We start from the raw sequence: 15772 nt of genomic DNA, 5'->3' as shown, positions 1-15772 counted from the left end.
TCTTATCGCGATTACCTATGAAAAAACTTTACAAACTACTATTGGTAATAATGCTGCTGGGAGCTGCCCCTAAGCTCTTTGGCCAGGCGCTGATTTACAGGGTCATGTTTAGTGGTGATTATTCAAGTGCCGGCGGCTGGAATTGTTATAATGGAAATGCCAGCGTTTATACCACTTTCATGCGTGGCGATTATAGCAGTATCTGGAATAAAATGCAATACGGCGTTTATTTGCCAGGTCCCAGTTCCTATGGGGATAATTTTTATACAGAAGAATTACCTGCACACGTTTATTTTTCCGCTTCGGCCGGTACAGGTAATACTACAGCCCAGGGGCCCGTTACTCAAACATTTGATGAGTATGGCTATAGTACTACCGAGCTGGTAGACTATGGAAATGTTACCAATCCCGGCTCTGAAGGAACGGGAAGTTGCACTGCAACCCTCAGGGCAACGGTAACGATCATACAAATGTATCTCCGGTTGTGGAATGTAAAAAGTAAAACCGCCTTTTGCCAGGATGAATATGTAGAGTTCAATTTTCCATTTGCCGCAGACAGGATAACCTGGGAAGCTGCTAACACCGGTGAGTATTTTCGCACGGTTACCTGGGTAAATGGTTCCCAGTTCAGAGGTACAGCAGCTGACTTTGCCAGCATTGGCATCGACATAACAAAAAATATTTCCATTCGTGCCATCGCTGATTTTGGAGATGTACGCTATAAATATTCTGATGAACCTACCTTCCACTTCACCGATGCAGTGCCTGCACCTGCTGTGGTTAAAAAGGACCCGCTCTGCTTTGGCGGCGAAGGATCGTTTACCTTCAGCGACTTCAGATATGGCAGTGGTGCGGCTTATGATGGTACAAAAACATTGAACCTCACACTTACCAGTCCTGCCAAAACATATAACGTGGCCGTGAATTCCACCGCACCTGTAACGGTGAACGTGATACCGGGCGTGTATTCCATGTACATCGAAAACGAGGCCTCTGAATGTCCGCGCACGATTAGTTTGCCGGAAGTGAAAGGTATTCAGCAGGACCTGTCGGCCACTACCTCCTTATCTTGTGTAGATGGTAAGCCCGCAGCTGCTGTAAATGTGGCAGGAGGTACAGCGCCGTATACGTATGCTTTAAACGGCGGGGGCAGAGTGAGTACCAACCTGTTTACCAGTCTGGCACCAGCCACCACCTACACTATCACTTATTATGATGCAAATGATTGTAATAAAACGGTGACCGTTACTACACCTGCTGCTATCAGTATAACATCCTATAGTACCAAGGCGCCATCCGGGGGAGCCAGTGATGGGGAGATATCAGTGACGGCTACCGGCGGTACGGTTCCGTACACGTATAATTTTAACAATGGTAACTGGCAAAACAGCAATGTATTCTCCAACCTGCCACAAGGCAGCTATAACATCTCTGTGCGGGATGCCAGCGGATGTTTGCTGCCAACACCTGTAACAGTGGTGCTGGAGCAGCTGGATTTCACCGCTGCCAGCACACCGGTAAGCTGTGTAGGTATTGAAGATGGACGCATTAACCTGAATATTACCGGAGGAACTTCTCCCTATAAAATCAAACTGGATAATGGGGTATACCGTACCAACGATAACCTGTTCACTGGCCTTGCTGCCGGCACCTACGAAGTATGGGTGATGGATAATAAAAATGTGGAAGCACATCATACGGTTACGGTGGGTTCACCTACACCTGTAACATTTACTTATACCGCTACCAACCCGCTTTGTAAAGGCGATGGAGACGGGCAGGTAATCATTACCGCCGCCGGTGGTACCGGTGTGTTCAAGTACATTAACGTGGGTATTGGCGACCAAAACACCAACGTGTTTTCGTTGCCCGCCGGGACTTATAACTTCCGGGTGGATGATAGTAAAGGCTGTTCATCACCAACCACGCAAATCGTAATTACTGAGCCAGCCAATAAAGTATCTGCTACCTATCAAACCAAAGATGCGCTTTGCTTCAACGCCGCCACCGGAGAAATCCTGAATATACAAGGTCAGTATGGGGATGGTAATTACCAGTTCAGTCTGGATAACTATACATGGAACGCCGCTACCACCTTCAGTCAATTGCGCTCCGGTAATTATACCATCTTCGTGAAAGATGGTAAAGGATGTACAAACTCCGTACCCGGCGTAACCATCAATAACCCGCTGCCTATCTCTTTGGTACTCGCTAAGGATATTACGCCCGCCAGCTGTAACGGAGGTACTAACGGGGAGATAGAAGTGGCTGCCACCGGGGGAACCGGCAACCTGCGCTTTTTCATCAGTAATAATCCGACCGTTCCCAATACAACCGGCAGATTTGCTAATCTGCCTGCGGGTACCTATTCTATTATTGCCCGTGATGATAACGGCTGTGAAGCACAGATTTCCTCCCTGCTCGTATCACAGCCAACAGCACTGCAAATGACGCTGGCCAGCACCAACGCGTTGTGCTTTGGTCAGGCCAATGGTACCGTATCCGTCAACAGTATGTTTGGCGGTAATGGCGGGTATACCTTCAGTCGCGATGATATCAGCTACGGTGTTACTTCTGTATTCCAGAACCTTGCTGCGGGCAATTATACTGTTTATGGGAAAGATGATAAAGGCTGTCGTGTAAACGCTACCGTTACTGTAGGGCAACCTGCGCTGCTCAGCTTCACCACAACGGTGACGCCTGTACTGTGTAACGGGGAGAGCAATGGTACCATCACCATCAACGGTGCAGGTGGTACATTGCCGTACATGTACGGACTGGATAACAACACTTTCCAGGCAGCAAACGTATTCAATGTAAAAGCCGGTAATCCGAAAGTAATCATCCAGGATAAAAACGGCTGCCAGCAATCCACAACCTTGCAGGTCAATGAGCCGGCTAAATTAACCGCCAGCGTCACCGATCTCAAACAGGTAAGTTGCAATAGTGGTGCTAATGGTGCTATAACGGTAACTGCTACAGGTGGCACCATGCCTTATCAATATAGCCTTAACGGTGTTACTTATGTAAACGGTAATATCTTTACCGGGTTGGGCACCGGCAACTATACCATCACCATTCGGGATGCGGCTAATTGTACCACCCAGGTAAACGCAGTGATGACGGCACCTACCGCTATCGGGTACACGTTGCTGCGTAAAACAGATATACTTTGTGCGGGTACGAGCACCGGAGAAATACAGCTGGAAGCTACAGGTGGCGCCGGTGGCTATTCCTACAGTTTCGATGGAGGTACAGCACAGTCTAATCCTACCTGGACCAACCTCGGTAAGAAAAATTACCCGATTGTTATTACGGATGCTAATAACTGTACGGCTACCGTTAATATTCCTATCGTGGAACTTTATCAGCCATTGACCATGATGCTGAGCAGCACGCCGCCGCTCAACTGTACCGATAAGGGTAGCATCAGTGTAACACAGGCGCAGGGGGGCTTATCACCTTATCAGTATAACCTGGATAACAGCAACTATAAAACATCACCCGTTTTCAATGACCTGGTCAACGGAGAACATATCGTGTTCCTGAAAGATGCTGCGGGCTGTACCACCAGCCAGAATATATCGCTGTATGGGCCATCTGCCATTCGGGGAAACATTGCTACCACCGCAGCTACCTGCTTCGGCAAATCAAACGGAACGGTGGTAATCAGTAATGTAACCGGAGGTTCCGGCACTTACGAGTACTCGCTGGATGGCAACACCTGGCAATCTTCCCCGACATTTAATAACCTGGCCGGTGATAAAACCTACCAGGTAACGGTAAGGGATATACCATTCAGTTGCCTCGTGCAGCTGAGCGCTGCGGTAGCCCAGCCGGCAGCCCTGCAAACCACGGTGCTGTCCACTAAAGATGTCAGCTGCTTCGGATTGTCTGATGGCCTGATTAGCTTAACCACCAGCGGTGGTACACCTGGTTATACCTATGCCATGGGCACCGGTACACCACAATCTACCGGTAATTATACCAACCTGAAAGCTGGTACCTACAGCATTACCGTAACGGATAACAGCGGCTGTACCAGCAGCCAGCAGGTGACGGTGAATCAGCCGGATCAGCTCACTGCCGGTATTGCTTCGGTGAAAAACATTGATTGCTTTGGTAATGGCAACGGGGAAATTATGCTCAATGCGGCCGGAGGCACCCAGCCCTATACCTTTAAGCTGAATAACACCAGCCAGTCGTCTGCCTACTTTGGCGCCCTCTCCGGAGGTAACTACCAGCTAACGGTTACGGATAAACAGGGTTGCACCGTGCCGCTGCAGGCCACCATTACCGAACCGGCCAAACTGCAGGCCACCTTCACCAGTAAGGATATCAACTGTTTCGGCAGCGCCAGCGGTGAAATTGTGCTTACAGCCACCGGTGGTAAAGGTGCCTACATCTATACCCTGAATAACCTGCCTTACCAAATGGATAATACCTTCAGAAATCTTACAGCGGGTAATTACCTGGTGTCTGTATCGGATGAAAACAGGTGTATCGTTTCGCAAAACGTGGCACTGGCACAGCCGCAGCCACTCAGCTTTACCAAGGACTTCCACCATCCGGTATGCAGCTATTCGGCTGATGGTAGTATACAGGTAGCGCTCATTGGCGGCGTGGCACCGTACAGCTATAGCTGGTCCAACGGCAGCAACGCTACCACACCACTGATCACCGGACTGAAAGGTGCCGTGTACGAAGTACTGATGCAGGATGCCAACGGTTGCCAGTTGACCGATAAAACTGTGCTTACACAGCCGGCTGTCATTCCGCTGAACCTGGGCTTTACCGATACCACGCTTTGCGTAGGCCAGGAAATACAGCTGAGCACCGGTAACATAGGCAGTAGCTATGAGTGGAAGGCAGGTAGTGAAGTATTGTCCACCACCGCGGATGTTAAACTGAGTAAAGACGGGAAGTATACCGTTACCGTTAAAAATGCCGCGGGCTGTGTGGCGCAGGAAAACTTCTCGATCACCACTTCGCTCACGGCGCTGAAAACGGACTTCCTGATGTCGTCCTACAACACCCTGGGCGATACTTTAATACTGGTAGACGTAACGCAGCCGAAGCCATCCAGCCTGAAATGGACCTTACCGGAGCGCATTACAGAAATCAGCAGCAGCGGCGATGGCAGTGTGAAGCAGCTGATCTTTAAACAGGTGGGTAGTTATGATATCACGCTTACTTCCCAGCTGGCACAATGCTCCGATGCCATTACCAAAACGGTCATCGTAGTACCGGTGGAAGAACGGCAAACCATCGACAGCGTGCTCGGTTACAGAGAAAAGCTGATTCGTAACATTACCATCTTCCCGAACCCTACTACGGGCCAGTTTAAAGTAGATGTGGAACTCTCCAGGGCAGCGGCTATTACAGTGCGCCTGATTTACTTTAACGACGGTAAGCTGATGGAAATCAAACAATCCGCCATCGGCACCGGTCATTCCGTGCCATTCAATATCGGTTATCTGCCGCAGGGGATTTACCTGATTGGGGTGGAGGCAGAGAAGGAGTATGAAGTGAAGAAGTTTATGAAATTATAGTCCGGATAACCCGAATACACCCTGAACCTGGCGGTTGCGTATAGCGGCCGTCAGGTTATTTTTTTACATTTGTTTTTGGTATGAAGAAATTATTGTTCCTGTTTATAGCTATTTGTCCCCTGGTTGCGTATAGCCAGGATAATCCGCTCCAGCTATTGCTCGTGCAGATACAAAAGGAGGGCGCTGCCGGCTGGCAAAAATTGCAGCAAAAAATCGGTGCAGGAAAAGCCACGCCGGTGGACTACCTGAAAGCCGCGCTGATACAGGGAGAGAACGAAGGGGCAATGGGATTTTTAACCACAGCTATCAACAAACTATCTGCCACCAGTCCGTATTATAAAGAAGCATTGCTACTACGCTCCAACGCCTGGATGAGGCAGGTGAATATCGACAGCGCCATGGCGGACCTGCGGCGGGTACGTGCACTGGACCCGAAAGAGACCGCTGCGCTGATCAATCTTTCCTACCTGGCCGGCACCAACGGCGACTACCGCACCGCGGTAGATTACCTCCAGGTAGCTGCCACCATCGATAGCGCGGATGCCAATATCTTCGCCAATATGGCCTATTACTATGCGGAAGGCGCGGCCTACGACAGCGCCGGCGTGTACGGCGCCAAAGCGCTTAACTATACAAAAGATGCAAAGCTCACCGGCACCATTATGAATACCATAGGTTACGCCCAGGGCATGTCTGTTTCCCGGGAAAGAGGGCTGGCCATTATCCGGAAGAGTCTGGAAATATATCCTGAAAATTCCTTCGCCTGGTTTAACATCGGCAGGATATATATGGAGATGAACAATCGTGATGAAGCCTGCGAAGCCTTTCGGAGAGCTAAAAGTCTGGGTGGGGTAAACCTTACTGCCGAGTACCTGGAATCTTATTGTCAATAATTTGTAGCACGGTACAGTTCCTCACACTGTGCCTACTGGGGGATAAACGCCACATCACCCGGATGAGCGGGTGTTGGCTGTAATGTAGCGTTGTAGCGGGTTTGCATGGTAGCGCGACTGTTGGGTATGGTTTGTGTTATTCGCTGTTACCACTTACCATAAAAAACTATCCTGACCATGCAAAAGAAGCAGCAATCTGATAAGCCTACTCAAAAAGATGAGCAGTTAACCCGGCATACCGAGGATGGAGCCGAACAATTCCTGACCACTAACCAGGGGGTACGTATCAACGATAATCAGAATTCTCTGAAGGCAGGAGAGCGCGGTGCCACCCTGATGGAAGATTTTATTTTCCGGGAAAAGATGACGCACTTTGATCATGAGCGTATTCCGGAGAGAGTGGTGCATGCCCGCGGAGAGGCCGCCCATGGATACTTTCAGGTGTATGAGTCGATGGCCGAATATACCAAAGCCGGTTTCCTGACCGATCCTTCCCGCATTACGCCAGTATTCGTGCGCTTTTCTACGGTGGCTGGCTCCCGTGGAAGTACTGACCTGGCGCGTGATGTGAGAGGCTTTGCCGTTAAATTTTATACAGAGGAAGGAAATTATGACCTCGTTGGAAATAATATACCCGTGTTTTTTATACAGGATGCCATGAAGTTTCCGGACTTTGTGCATGCCGTGAAACCGGAGCCACAAAACGAAATACCGCAGGCGGCCTCCGCGCATGATACCTTTTGGGATTATGTAAGTATTTCGCCGGAGAGTACGCACATGGTGCTGTGGGTGATGAGTGACCGTGCCATTCCGCGGAGCCTGCGTATGATGGAAGGTTTTGGTGTACATACCTTCCGGTTTGTGAATGAAGCCGGAAAGGGGACTTTCGTGAAATTTCACTGGAAGCCTTTGCTGGGTGTGCATTCCGTAGCCTGGGATGAAGCGCAGAAAATTTCCGGGAAGGATCCTGATTTCCATCGACGTGATTTATGGGAAGCCATAGAGTCGGGTAATTATCCCGAGTGGGAGCTGGGCGTACAGCTGGTACCGGAAGAAGATGAACATAAATTCCCTTTTGACTTACTCGACCCCACTAAAATAATTCCGGAGGAAGTGGTGCCCGTGCAGCGTATCGGTAAAATGGTGCTAAATCGCAACCCGGATAACTTCTTTGCCGAAACGGAGCAGGTGGCGTTTCATCCGGGGCATCTTGTGCCGGGTATTGACTTTACTAATGATCCGCTCTTGCAGGGGCGTTTATTTTCCTATAATGATACACAGTTAATACGACTGGGTGGGCCAAACTTCGCTGAAATACCTATTAACAGGCCTATTGCGCCTGTACATAACAATCAGCGGGATGGCTTCATGCGCCAAACGATTAATCGTTCTCCGGCCTCCTATGAGCCTAATACAGTGGCAGGTGGTTGTCCGTACCAGGCTATGATGAAGCAGGGTGGCTTTACTTCCTACCAGGAGCGCGTGGATGCACACAAGGTGCGCGGTCGCAGCGAAAGTTTCTTTGATCATTTCAGTCAGGCCGCATTGTTTTTTAACAGTCAGTCCGAACCTGAAAAATTACATATCATCAATGCCTTCCGATTTGAGCTGGGCAAGGTTTCCCGTAAGGAGATCCGCCAGCGCATGCTGGGAATTTTGAGTCAGGTAGATACTTACCTGGCTGAAAAAGTAGCCGAGGGGCTGGGTATGCCGGTGCCTGAAGTGCTGGAAAAGCCCATCAACAGGGTACGCCCGGCAGATGCTGGCCCGGATGAGTACGAGCCTAAGTCGGTGCCGCAACAGGTGGGTGCTTCCGCAGCTTTAAGCATGGCTAACACCGTAAAGGACTCTATCAAAACCAGGAAGATTGCTTTCCTGGTGGCAGAAGGAGTGGATGTGGCAGATGTAAGTGCTATGAAGGGAGCGTTGGTGTCAGCAGGTGCGGTGGTACAGGTGATTGCGATGCATTTGGGAGAGGTGAGTGGTGCTGACGGGCAGGCGCTCGCAGTGGATCAGAGTTTCCTGACGGCAGCATCTGTATTGTTTGATGCCGTGTATGTACCTGGTGGTGCGGATAGTGCTACCAAACTGAGTACAATTCCAGCGGCTATACATTTTGTAAACGAAGCATACAAGCATTGTAAAGCTGTTTGTATCCATAAAGATGCCATTGCATTTCTCCGGAAAACAGCCCTGCCGGCGGATACGCCAGCGGCAGGCTTGCTCACAGGGAATGATGCCGATGCCTTTATTCAGGCCATTGCACAACATCGCTTCTGGGAGCGTGAAGCTGTGGATGATATTCCTGCGTAAGTAACCATTCTGAGATAAACCAAAAACCTACAGTGGTTGTGCCTGAAGTGAATTACCGGGACGGAAAGTTTTGTTACTTGTAAAGCCAATACAGCCGGAGTTTTGCAAGGAGTGAGATGAGTATAGTCCGCTATGGAATTTACTTTGGGTGCAGCCACTTTTTTTATGAAAAATCTTAGCAGTAATTTCTTTATTACGCAAATCCAATGCGTAGCAAAATGCGTACTTTGTATTGGAAGCCACAGTAAAAAACAACCAACTACAAGCTAGTTATCAAGTATAAAAAATCGTTGTTTTTTCGTGTCGGATAATTTTGTGTGAACCTGTTTTTAATTTAAATTTGTGATGTTGTACCCTATTATTCGCGTTGTAAAATGCAGATGTGTATCCGAATCATCTTTTCTCAGATTACCTCACTTATCTGGACGCTCAAGTATCGAAGATTGCAGACTGTTTAACAGATCGTGTCATGACTGTTGACAAGTAATATCCTATTTAAACCTGGATTTTCCCGGTAAAGCCACTGCCTGCGTTATGCCATACTATAACCGTGTGCGGTTTGCTGTGCCCGTCCCTCAGGGCGCCGGATACCATTGTTTGTTCATTATTTAAAGTCGTTTATCATGAAGCCAGAAGTGATTTCCCGCAGGGAAGAAGGGGCGGCTATTGCCTACACCATTCTCCATCATAACGTACCGGAAATACAATTCCGCATTTATAAATATTTATTAAACAGGAAAGGGACGTTTGTACACCCGGTAACAGTCGGGCTCGACTTCGGCATCCCGTACAGCGTAGCTGCAGTATGGGGTACCACCCAGCTGAGATGCCTGATTGATATGGGCGTGGTTACTACCCAGGTGAACCCCGGTATTAATCAACCGCTGCTGTATGGTGTGCCCGAACAATAATTTGTTAACCGTTTAATCACCTTTGATATGAAGAAGTTACATCCGATAGGCCATAGCCTGTCTGTAAGGCAGCGTGCGCACTTTGATCAGGTATGGGACAATATTGCGGCCAATATCAGTATGCCGGTACTGCACCCCGCGGAAGCCAGGATGATCCCTGTTTTTGCAGAAGGGCAGGAGCTGAAGGAACAGTTGCTGCAGGTGGAAACACTGGTGATGCGCGCACCCTTTTACATTCCGGTAATGGGAAAGCCGGAATTACACGCAGGCATGGTGAAAGTAAACCGTACACTTTTTTATGTAGATGATCAGTTGCCCGCAGGACTATTTCCTCACAGAGCCCAGGCATTTTCGTATGCACAAACACAGGGGCTGGAGCTGCTGCAATTATCACTGCTGCGCGCCTTTGATACCGGCAGGTTTGCGGCGGTACATAAAGGAAGTACCGTGGTGTATATGATCGATAAGAAACGCTTCTATGAATTTCAGTCCAGAGTGCTGGCGGAAAGCGTAAGTGAAGAAAAAACAAATTAGGATGCAGCAGCCAGGTATTATTATTACCAACACGCAATTGTACAACGACGCTGTACTGGATGTAACTACCAGATTTACATCCTTTGACGGCCGTGCCTGGAAGGGTAAAATCAGGATCGAAACAGAAACAGAAGGAACGATAGCTTTGGATGGAAGGCATGAGTATAACGACTATGAAGAACAGTATGGGTTTATACTTATGGCTGAACAATAATCATCATTACCTATGTCCCTAACCTTGAAAATGAAACAGCAGATTGCAGATGTACTGGCGGATGATCAGTGGTCCACCGATGAAGAATTAACCGATGTCATCATCCGTGAAATGCAATTGCCTGTATCCTATGAAAACCTGCTGGTTATCATTCAGGAAGAACGCCCGTTTTTTCTACATGCAGGAGGTGGTTATACCATTGACTGGAACCGCTATGAGCGATGTGCTATGGTATAACCGCCTGCTGACCGGCAGGTAAGCAGTCATGCATGAAAAAGAATGGTATCCTTTTAAAAGAATTCAATGAGTATCAAAAAAAGTATTTATGAGACACTCGACAAAAGCCTGAGAAAAGACTTCGTAATCGGGGCCTTTATGGGATGTATAGCCGCGATCATCGCGCTATTTTCCTGGGGAGTACACAACGAAATCCAAACGATCCGCTGCAATGAAAAGTTTGCTGCCTTTGCGGTAGACCTGCAGCAACGGACGCAGCAGAAGCTGGATGAAAAAGACAGAGAGATTGATAGTCTCCGCCTGAAAGCGGCTATGGAGCTAAAGAAAGTGACCGACATCCGGAAAAAGATAGAAGAACATATTAAACAAGACACCATTAAATGAAGCCAATAATTGTAGTTGTATTGGTGATGATCACCATGAGTGCCTCCCCGTCGGCCTCCGTGCCGGCCAGCGCACCGGAAGTTTTTAAGCCGATTGACAGCATGATTGTGATGACGCATCACCGCAATTTGCAGCAGCTGGATACTGCGTTGCTGCAGTTGCACGATGCAGCTGCCCAATATACCGTGCTGGCGAAGATCATTGATAAAAATCCTCATCCTTAGACCTATGAAATACCTGTTGCTGTTGCTGCCGCTGGGACTGGCAGCCTGTGGAAAAACAGTGAGGTCGGTACAGCAGATGCAATCATCCGCGCAATGGACCGAACTGCAAACCCTTACCACCGCTACCACGCTGGATACGCTGGTGGAGATAGCAGGAGATAGTCTTACCTCTACGATAGACCTGCAATGTAATACCTGTAAAGATAGCATAGTGCAAAGAGAAGTTTATGGGAACGGCCTGCGTGTAAAAGCGGTTTTCAATACCCGTACACAGCAATTGCAGGCGAAGATTTACGCGGAGCCGCGCCGGGTGCCGGTTACTATCTCCCGAAAAACAATAAATACCAGTAAAAGAGCAGCCACGGCACAACAGCAACAAACTTTGACGCATACACGTAAAACAGCCCACATACCATGGTGGTGGTACGTAGTGGCGCTGGTGGCTATATTACTGATCATAATAAATAAATTCAGCAAAAGATGATAAGCGAAAATGCCTTTGAAACAGCGGCGGCAGCGCTGGGATGCGAAGTGGCCGTCATTAAAGCCGTAGCCCGGGTGGAGTCCGCAGGGGCGGGATTTGATAACAATGGTAAACTGAAGATTTTATTTGAACCGCATATTTTCTGGCAACAGCTGCTGGCGAAAAATATAAATCCGCAGCGATATGCTACGGTGTATAAGGATGTGTTGTATCCACAATATCGTACGGACCATGGCGCTTACGATGTACAATGGAATAAACTCAACCGCGCACGCCAGATCCATGAAGAGGCCGCGCTGAAAAGTGCCAGCTATGGTATGTTTCAGATAATGGGTTTCAATCATGCAGCGGCGGGGTATGATACCGTGGCGGATATGGTGGTGAGTTTCAATGCTGGTGAACAGGCACAGCTGGAGGGATTTGTACGCTTTATATGCCATCAACAGTTACAGGTGGCCTTGCAACAAAAGGATTTCGCTGCGTTTGCCCAAAAGTATAATGGTGCTGCTTATGCGTTGAATGCCTATGACAAAAAAATGGCGACTTATTATTTACAATTTAAACATAACGATTAATGCATCAGCTTACATTTACAGATGTGGAAAGGAAGATATCCGTGAGTATGGCTACTACCCTGAAAGACCCGCTGAATAGGGATGAGCAGTTTTACCTGGCAGCTATCAACGGGATTACTTCTTACCTGGATCAACAGTTGTTTTACTGCTGGAGTAAAGGAGTGCCATATACGCTGAACGAGATGGTTTATTTTGCGGAGATACAGCAGTTGAATCTGAAAATTTTTGCTGATACCAGCGATGTGCCGGTGGTGCAATTCTTGCGATCTGCTGCTTAGATTTTTCAGGAAAAAAGTTTTGAAATTTATTCATTTAAACTTGTTTTTCTTTTCCGTAATTTCTATCTTTGATTTATCAAAAGATTGTTAGTTAACCGAATGATTTAATCCCTGAAATACTTTCCTGCAGCCATTTTTAAGAGATGCAATATTTTTTGTGAACAATAATTTTGCATGCTTATTTTTTAGTTTGTTAATCCAGTAAATCTGCAGGGGTTTGTTAACATCGGGGTAAGTTTTCAATTGTATTTTTTATGGTGGAATCACTGAATATTTTTCCTGAAACCTTGGTGAAGGAAAGTATGAGTAAGGCATTGTCCCATGTCAGGGAGAGTACTACGGATTACCTGGCCGTATTGCTGAATGGGATGCAATGGGAAGGGTATGATTTTTACGAGCAGGCCAGGCAGTTGCTGATAGCTGAATCCGGTGGCAGAAAGTTGACCATGGGGTTTAGGTATGATGCGCAGCAAACGCCTTCTCCGGCTTTGATCATTGCTACGGAAACGGAGGAGCCGGCATCCACCAATGAGTGGCTGGCGCTGGGGCAGGGGTTTGTTACGGCTGATGACCTGGTTTTGGGAGATGGAGAGTCTACCTATTTTACACGGCGAAAAAAAGCGACGATGTCGCTGACGATACTATCCGATAATCCTGCTGAAGCAGCCATGCTGTATACGACCATTACAGGGTTATTGTTATCTGTGCAATTGCATCTGCATTTATCGGGGCTGGAGCAGCTGACGATAGGCGGTGGAAGCAGCGAACGTTATGAGGCGTTATTACCCGCCATCACCAACAGGGTGATCCTGTTAAACTTTGAATATAACTACAGCGCTCCTTCCATTCCTGCGGGGCTGCAATAAGGCAGGATTATTTCTACATAAAAGATCGCTTCACTAAATCTTGAGTAAAGATTGCCCTCATTATTGATTAGTATTTTTAATGGCAACAAAAGTAAACATTAACGGAAAGCTGACGTCGTTACCAGGCGTGTATGCAATTACCAAATCAGGCATTGTTAACCCGCCAACCAATTTGTCTTATGGTAACATTGTAATTATTGATGATGGTATTGGTGCTGGTTTCGGCGCAGGTACAGGCGTGCTGGGCACTGCAAAGCAGGGGGGCGACAGTATTTACGAATTTTCTTCCCTGCAGGCGATGCGTGATTTCGTGAAAGGTGGTGAGCTGTGGAACCTGGCTTTACCGCTGTTCAAACCTGCCAGATCATCCGCTGAGCCTATCAATGGTGTAAGTAAAGTATTTCTCATCCATGCACGGGAAACTTCGCCTGCAACCATCAGCCTGGACCTCGCCAACGGCAGCCTGGATATTGAAACACAGGACGAAGGCCTCAATGCCAATGGTGTGCTCGCAACCGGTAAACTGGCACGTGGTTATGCCGCTAAACTCAGCGCTGGTGTTGCTGACAAAACAAAATTTGTATTGTCCCTTTACCATGGTGCATTCAAAGGTACTGATCCGCTGAACAACGCGCCATATGATGGCATCGCTGCCGCTGACACCAGGGCTGCACAGTTGGTATCCTCTCCGGAAGTAGCCACCATCACAGAACTGGTTGCATGGATGAATGCCAGCACCGCATTTAAAACAGGATTCCGCCTGAAAAATTCAGCTGTAACTACCACCGGTGCCATTGTGGCGGCCGACCTGGTAACCTACCCTGATTATGTGCTGGCCACCGGCGCAACGGAAACCTATACTCCGGCAGCCTTTGATGCCGCGCTCAGCGCACTGAATACACAGGACTTTACCTTCTTCTTCAGCACCCGCTATGCAGCAGAAGTGAAACATGCCAACAACCAGAAACTGCTCGACTTCATCACCGGCGGCGAATCCAAATACGAACGCTTTATGGTTGCCGCCGCGCAGGCCGACAAAGCAGGATTCAACACCGGCGAGGACTCCAGCATCGCCGCCGCGCATTATTACAATAGCGACAAAGTGATTCTTGTTCACGGCGCCGCTAAACTCACTACCCAGTCAGGTTTCAAACTGGTAAGCCAGCTGTATAAAGCTGCGGCCGTACTGGGACGTATCGCCGGCCTGGCCCCACAAACACCAGCTACCTTCAAACGTATCGGTATCAACGGGGAAGTGCATAAACTGGACAACGCAGAGCTGGAACTGGCCAATAACAACGGCCTGCTGGTTACCCACTACGATTACGAACTGGATGACTTTGTAATTCTGCAGGGCATTAATACCCTCCAGCAAAACGAGTATCTCGTAAATGAAGATGGTACCTCTCCAAGCATCGCAGTAAAACGTATTACTGCCCAGCTCAACAAAGAAATCGTTGTAAACGCCAAGCGTAAATTCTTCGGTAAAGATAATGCAGGTCCTAACCGCAATACCGTAACCGAAGCTGATCTGAAAGCATGGCTGGAAGGGTTCCTGCAGAGCAGAACCGCCAACGCACTCACAGATAACCTCATCATCCGCTTCGGTAATGTAAGTGCAACCGTATCCGGCGATAACTATTATGTGCAGTATGAGTTTGTTCCAAACTTTGAAGTGAATAAAATAGTAATCACCGGTGTGATCCTGGAAGCCTAATACTTCCTCCTGAAAAGATTGAAGATCGCTTCTTGTTTTTATATTTTTTTTAAATGGCAGAAAAGGTTTTTACTGGAGCTATAGCTTTAATTAAGTGTGACGGAGAAGTAATCGGTTTAATGCGTAACGTAACCGCTACCGAAAATATCCGCAGAGTACCCGTAAGAGGTATCGGCACTATCATGGCTTCTGAACAGGCAGTTACTGAATGGGAAGGTACCCTGACCTGTGAGTTTATGGAAGTACGTTTTGACAAAACCGGGATCAAAAATGCGATCAGAAGGGCATTCCCGAGTATCGGTTCCCAGGTGCTCAACGATGGTACCTCCTTTGAAGATCAGCTGATCCTGGATACTGAAGGTGTGCAACTGGATATCTTCAAAAAGGTATCGGACGTAATTGATGCACAAGGTGTTATTAAACCTAAACTACAGCCCTATGCCAGCGTTAAAAACTGTCTGATTGAATCTGACAGCTTTAATATCAGCGAAGCCGCTATTGCTGGCCACAATCAATCCTTCAAATACCTCACCCCGATTACCTATATCCAATAAGGTAATCCACCCCTAACAAAATTGTAAACAATTTAA

The 15772-nt window shown here is 47.9% G+C and carries 15 protein-coding genes; all 15 read left to right on the top strand.

Annotated features, from left to right (window positions below):
* The first annotated feature begins 17 nt into the window (after positions 1-17).
* The 15 genes from BUB18_RS05610 to BUB18_RS05540 all read left to right on the top strand — a co-directional run bounded on the left by BUB18_RS05610 (position 18) and on the right by BUB18_RS05540 (position 15736).
* Entirely contained in the window at positions 18-5552 is a 5535-nt protein-coding gene (locus tag BUB18_RS05610) for a T9SS type A sorting domain-containing protein (protein ID WP_083549409.1), read from the top strand.
* A gap of 80 nt (positions 5553-5632) precedes the next feature.
* Positions 5633-6445 carry a tetratricopeptide repeat protein gene (locus BUB18_RS05605; protein ID WP_083549406.1) on the top strand — a complete coding sequence of 271 codons (813 nt, stop codon included), beginning with the start codon at positions 5633-5635 and terminating at the stop codon, positions 6443-6445.
* A gap of 177 nt (positions 6446-6622) precedes the next feature.
* Positions 6623-8758, top strand: a complete 2136-nt coding sequence (gene katE, locus BUB18_RS05600) for a catalase HPII (RefSeq protein WP_073078907.1) — start codon at positions 6623-6625, stop codon at positions 8756-8758.
* A gap of 623 nt (positions 8759-9381) precedes the next feature.
* Positions 9382-9669: a hypothetical protein gene (locus BUB18_RS05595; protein ID WP_073078904.1), complete on the top strand. Its 288-nt coding sequence runs from the start codon at positions 9382-9384 to the stop codon at positions 9667-9669.
* A gap of 27 nt (positions 9670-9696) precedes the next feature.
* Positions 9697-10203 carry a hypothetical protein gene (locus tag BUB18_RS05590; protein ID WP_073078903.1) on the top strand — a complete coding sequence of 169 codons (507 nt, stop codon included), beginning with the start codon at positions 9697-9699 and terminating at the stop codon, positions 10201-10203.
* Between the two features lies 1 nt (position 10204).
* Positions 10205-10417: a hypothetical protein gene (locus tag BUB18_RS05585; protein ID WP_073078901.1), complete on the top strand. Its 213-nt coding sequence runs from the start codon at positions 10205-10207 to the stop codon at positions 10415-10417.
* 30 nt (positions 10418-10447) lie between these two features.
* Positions 10448-10654 carry a hypothetical protein gene (locus BUB18_RS05580; RefSeq protein ID WP_073078898.1) on the top strand — a complete coding sequence of 69 codons (207 nt, stop codon included), beginning with the start codon at positions 10448-10450 and terminating at the stop codon, positions 10652-10654.
* Between the two features lie 66 nt (positions 10655-10720).
* Positions 10721-11038, top strand: coding sequence for a hypothetical protein (locus BUB18_RS05575; RefSeq protein WP_073078896.1), 318 nt, complete (start codon positions 10721-10723; stop codon positions 11036-11038).
* Positions 11035-11262: a hypothetical protein gene (locus BUB18_RS05570; RefSeq protein ID WP_073078894.1), complete on the top strand. Its 228-nt coding sequence runs from the start codon at positions 11035-11037 to the stop codon at positions 11260-11262. The genes BUB18_RS05575 and BUB18_RS05570 overlap by 4 nt, the downstream gene beginning before the upstream one ends.
* A gap of 4 nt (positions 11263-11266) precedes the next feature.
* Positions 11267-11746: a hypothetical protein gene (locus BUB18_RS05565; protein ID WP_073078892.1), complete on the top strand. Its 480-nt coding sequence runs from the start codon at positions 11267-11269 to the stop codon at positions 11744-11746.
* Positions 11743-12321, top strand: coding sequence for an N-acetylmuramidase family protein (locus BUB18_RS05560; RefSeq protein WP_073078891.1), 579 nt, complete (start codon positions 11743-11745; stop codon positions 12319-12321). The genes BUB18_RS05565 and BUB18_RS05560 overlap by 4 nt, the downstream gene beginning before the upstream one ends.
* The gene (locus BUB18_RS05555) at positions 12321-12599 is read left to right on the top strand and encodes a hypothetical protein (protein ID WP_073078890.1); all 279 of its coding nucleotides are present in this window, start codon (positions 12321-12323) and stop codon (positions 12597-12599) included. The genes BUB18_RS05560 and BUB18_RS05555 overlap by 1 nt, the downstream gene beginning before the upstream one ends.
* Positions 12600-12853: 254 nt before the next feature.
* Positions 12854-13465: a hypothetical protein gene (locus BUB18_RS05550; RefSeq protein WP_073078889.1), complete on the top strand. Its 612-nt coding sequence runs from the start codon at positions 12854-12856 to the stop codon at positions 13463-13465.
* 79 nt (positions 13466-13544) lie between these two features.
* On the top strand, positions 13545-15182 hold the full coding sequence (locus tag BUB18_RS05545) for a hypothetical protein (RefSeq protein ID WP_073078888.1): 1638 nt from the start codon (positions 13545-13547) through the stop codon (positions 15180-15182).
* Positions 15183-15301: 119 nt separating this feature from the next.
* Complete coding sequence (locus BUB18_RS05540) at positions 15302-15736, top strand: hypothetical protein (RefSeq protein WP_143159842.1); 435 nt, start codon at positions 15302-15304, stop codon at positions 15734-15736.
* Positions 15737-15772 lie beyond the last annotated feature (36 nt).

The organism is Chitinophaga jiangningensis (assembly GCF_900142605.1).
In the GTDB taxonomy this organism is placed as follows: domain Bacteria; phylum Bacteroidota; class Bacteroidia; order Chitinophagales; family Chitinophagaceae; genus Chitinophaga; species Chitinophaga jiangningensis.
The sequence above is the reverse complement of the archived record's forward strand: the minus strand, read 5'-3'. Positions and strand labels throughout refer to the sequence as shown.

Excerpts from the sequence above, each read along its gene's own strand:
- BUB18_RS05610 (WP_083549409.1), top strand. The coding sequence starts at position 18 with ATGAAAAAACTTTACAAACTACTATTGGTAATAATGCTGCTGGGAGCT.
- BUB18_RS05605 (WP_083549406.1), top strand. The coding sequence starts at position 5,633 with ATGAAGAAATTATTGTTCCTGTTTATAGCTATTTGTCCCCTGGTTGCG.
- katE (WP_073078907.1), top strand. The coding sequence starts at position 6,623 with ATGCAAAAGAAGCAGCAATCTGATAAGCCTACTCAAAAAGATGAGCAG.
- BUB18_RS05595 (WP_073078904.1), top strand. The coding sequence starts at position 9,382 with ATGAAGCCAGAAGTGATTTCCCGCAGGGAAGAAGGGGCGGCTATTGCC.
- BUB18_RS05590 (WP_073078903.1), top strand. The coding sequence starts at position 9,697 with ATGAAGAAGTTACATCCGATAGGCCATAGCCTGTCTGTAAGGCAGCGT.
- BUB18_RS05585 (WP_073078901.1), top strand. The coding sequence starts at position 10,205 with ATGCAGCAGCCAGGTATTATTATTACCAACACGCAATTGTACAACGAC.
- BUB18_RS05580 (WP_073078898.1), top strand. The coding sequence starts at position 10,448 with ATGAAACAGCAGATTGCAGATGTACTGGCGGATGATCAGTGGTCCACC.
- BUB18_RS05575 (WP_073078896.1), top strand. The coding sequence starts at position 10,721 with ATGAGTATCAAAAAAAGTATTTATGAGACACTCGACAAAAGCCTGAGA.
- BUB18_RS05570 (WP_073078894.1), top strand. The coding sequence starts at position 11,035 with ATGAAGCCAATAATTGTAGTTGTATTGGTGATGATCACCATGAGTGCC.
- BUB18_RS05565 (WP_073078892.1), top strand. The coding sequence starts at position 11,267 with ATGAAATACCTGTTGCTGTTGCTGCCGCTGGGACTGGCAGCCTGTGGA.
- BUB18_RS05560 (WP_073078891.1), top strand. The coding sequence starts at position 11,743 with ATGATAAGCGAAAATGCCTTTGAAACAGCGGCGGCAGCGCTGGGATGC.
- BUB18_RS05555 (WP_073078890.1), top strand. The coding sequence starts at position 12,321 with ATGCATCAGCTTACATTTACAGATGTGGAAAGGAAGATATCCGTGAGT.
- BUB18_RS05550 (WP_073078889.1), top strand. The coding sequence starts at position 12,854 with ATGGTGGAATCACTGAATATTTTTCCTGAAACCTTGGTGAAGGAAAGT.
- BUB18_RS05545 (WP_073078888.1), top strand. The coding sequence starts at position 13,545 with ATGGCAACAAAAGTAAACATTAACGGAAAGCTGACGTCGTTACCAGGC.
- BUB18_RS05540 (WP_143159842.1), top strand. The coding sequence starts at position 15,302 with ATGCGTAACGTAACCGCTACCGAAAATATCCGCAGAGTACCCGTAAGA.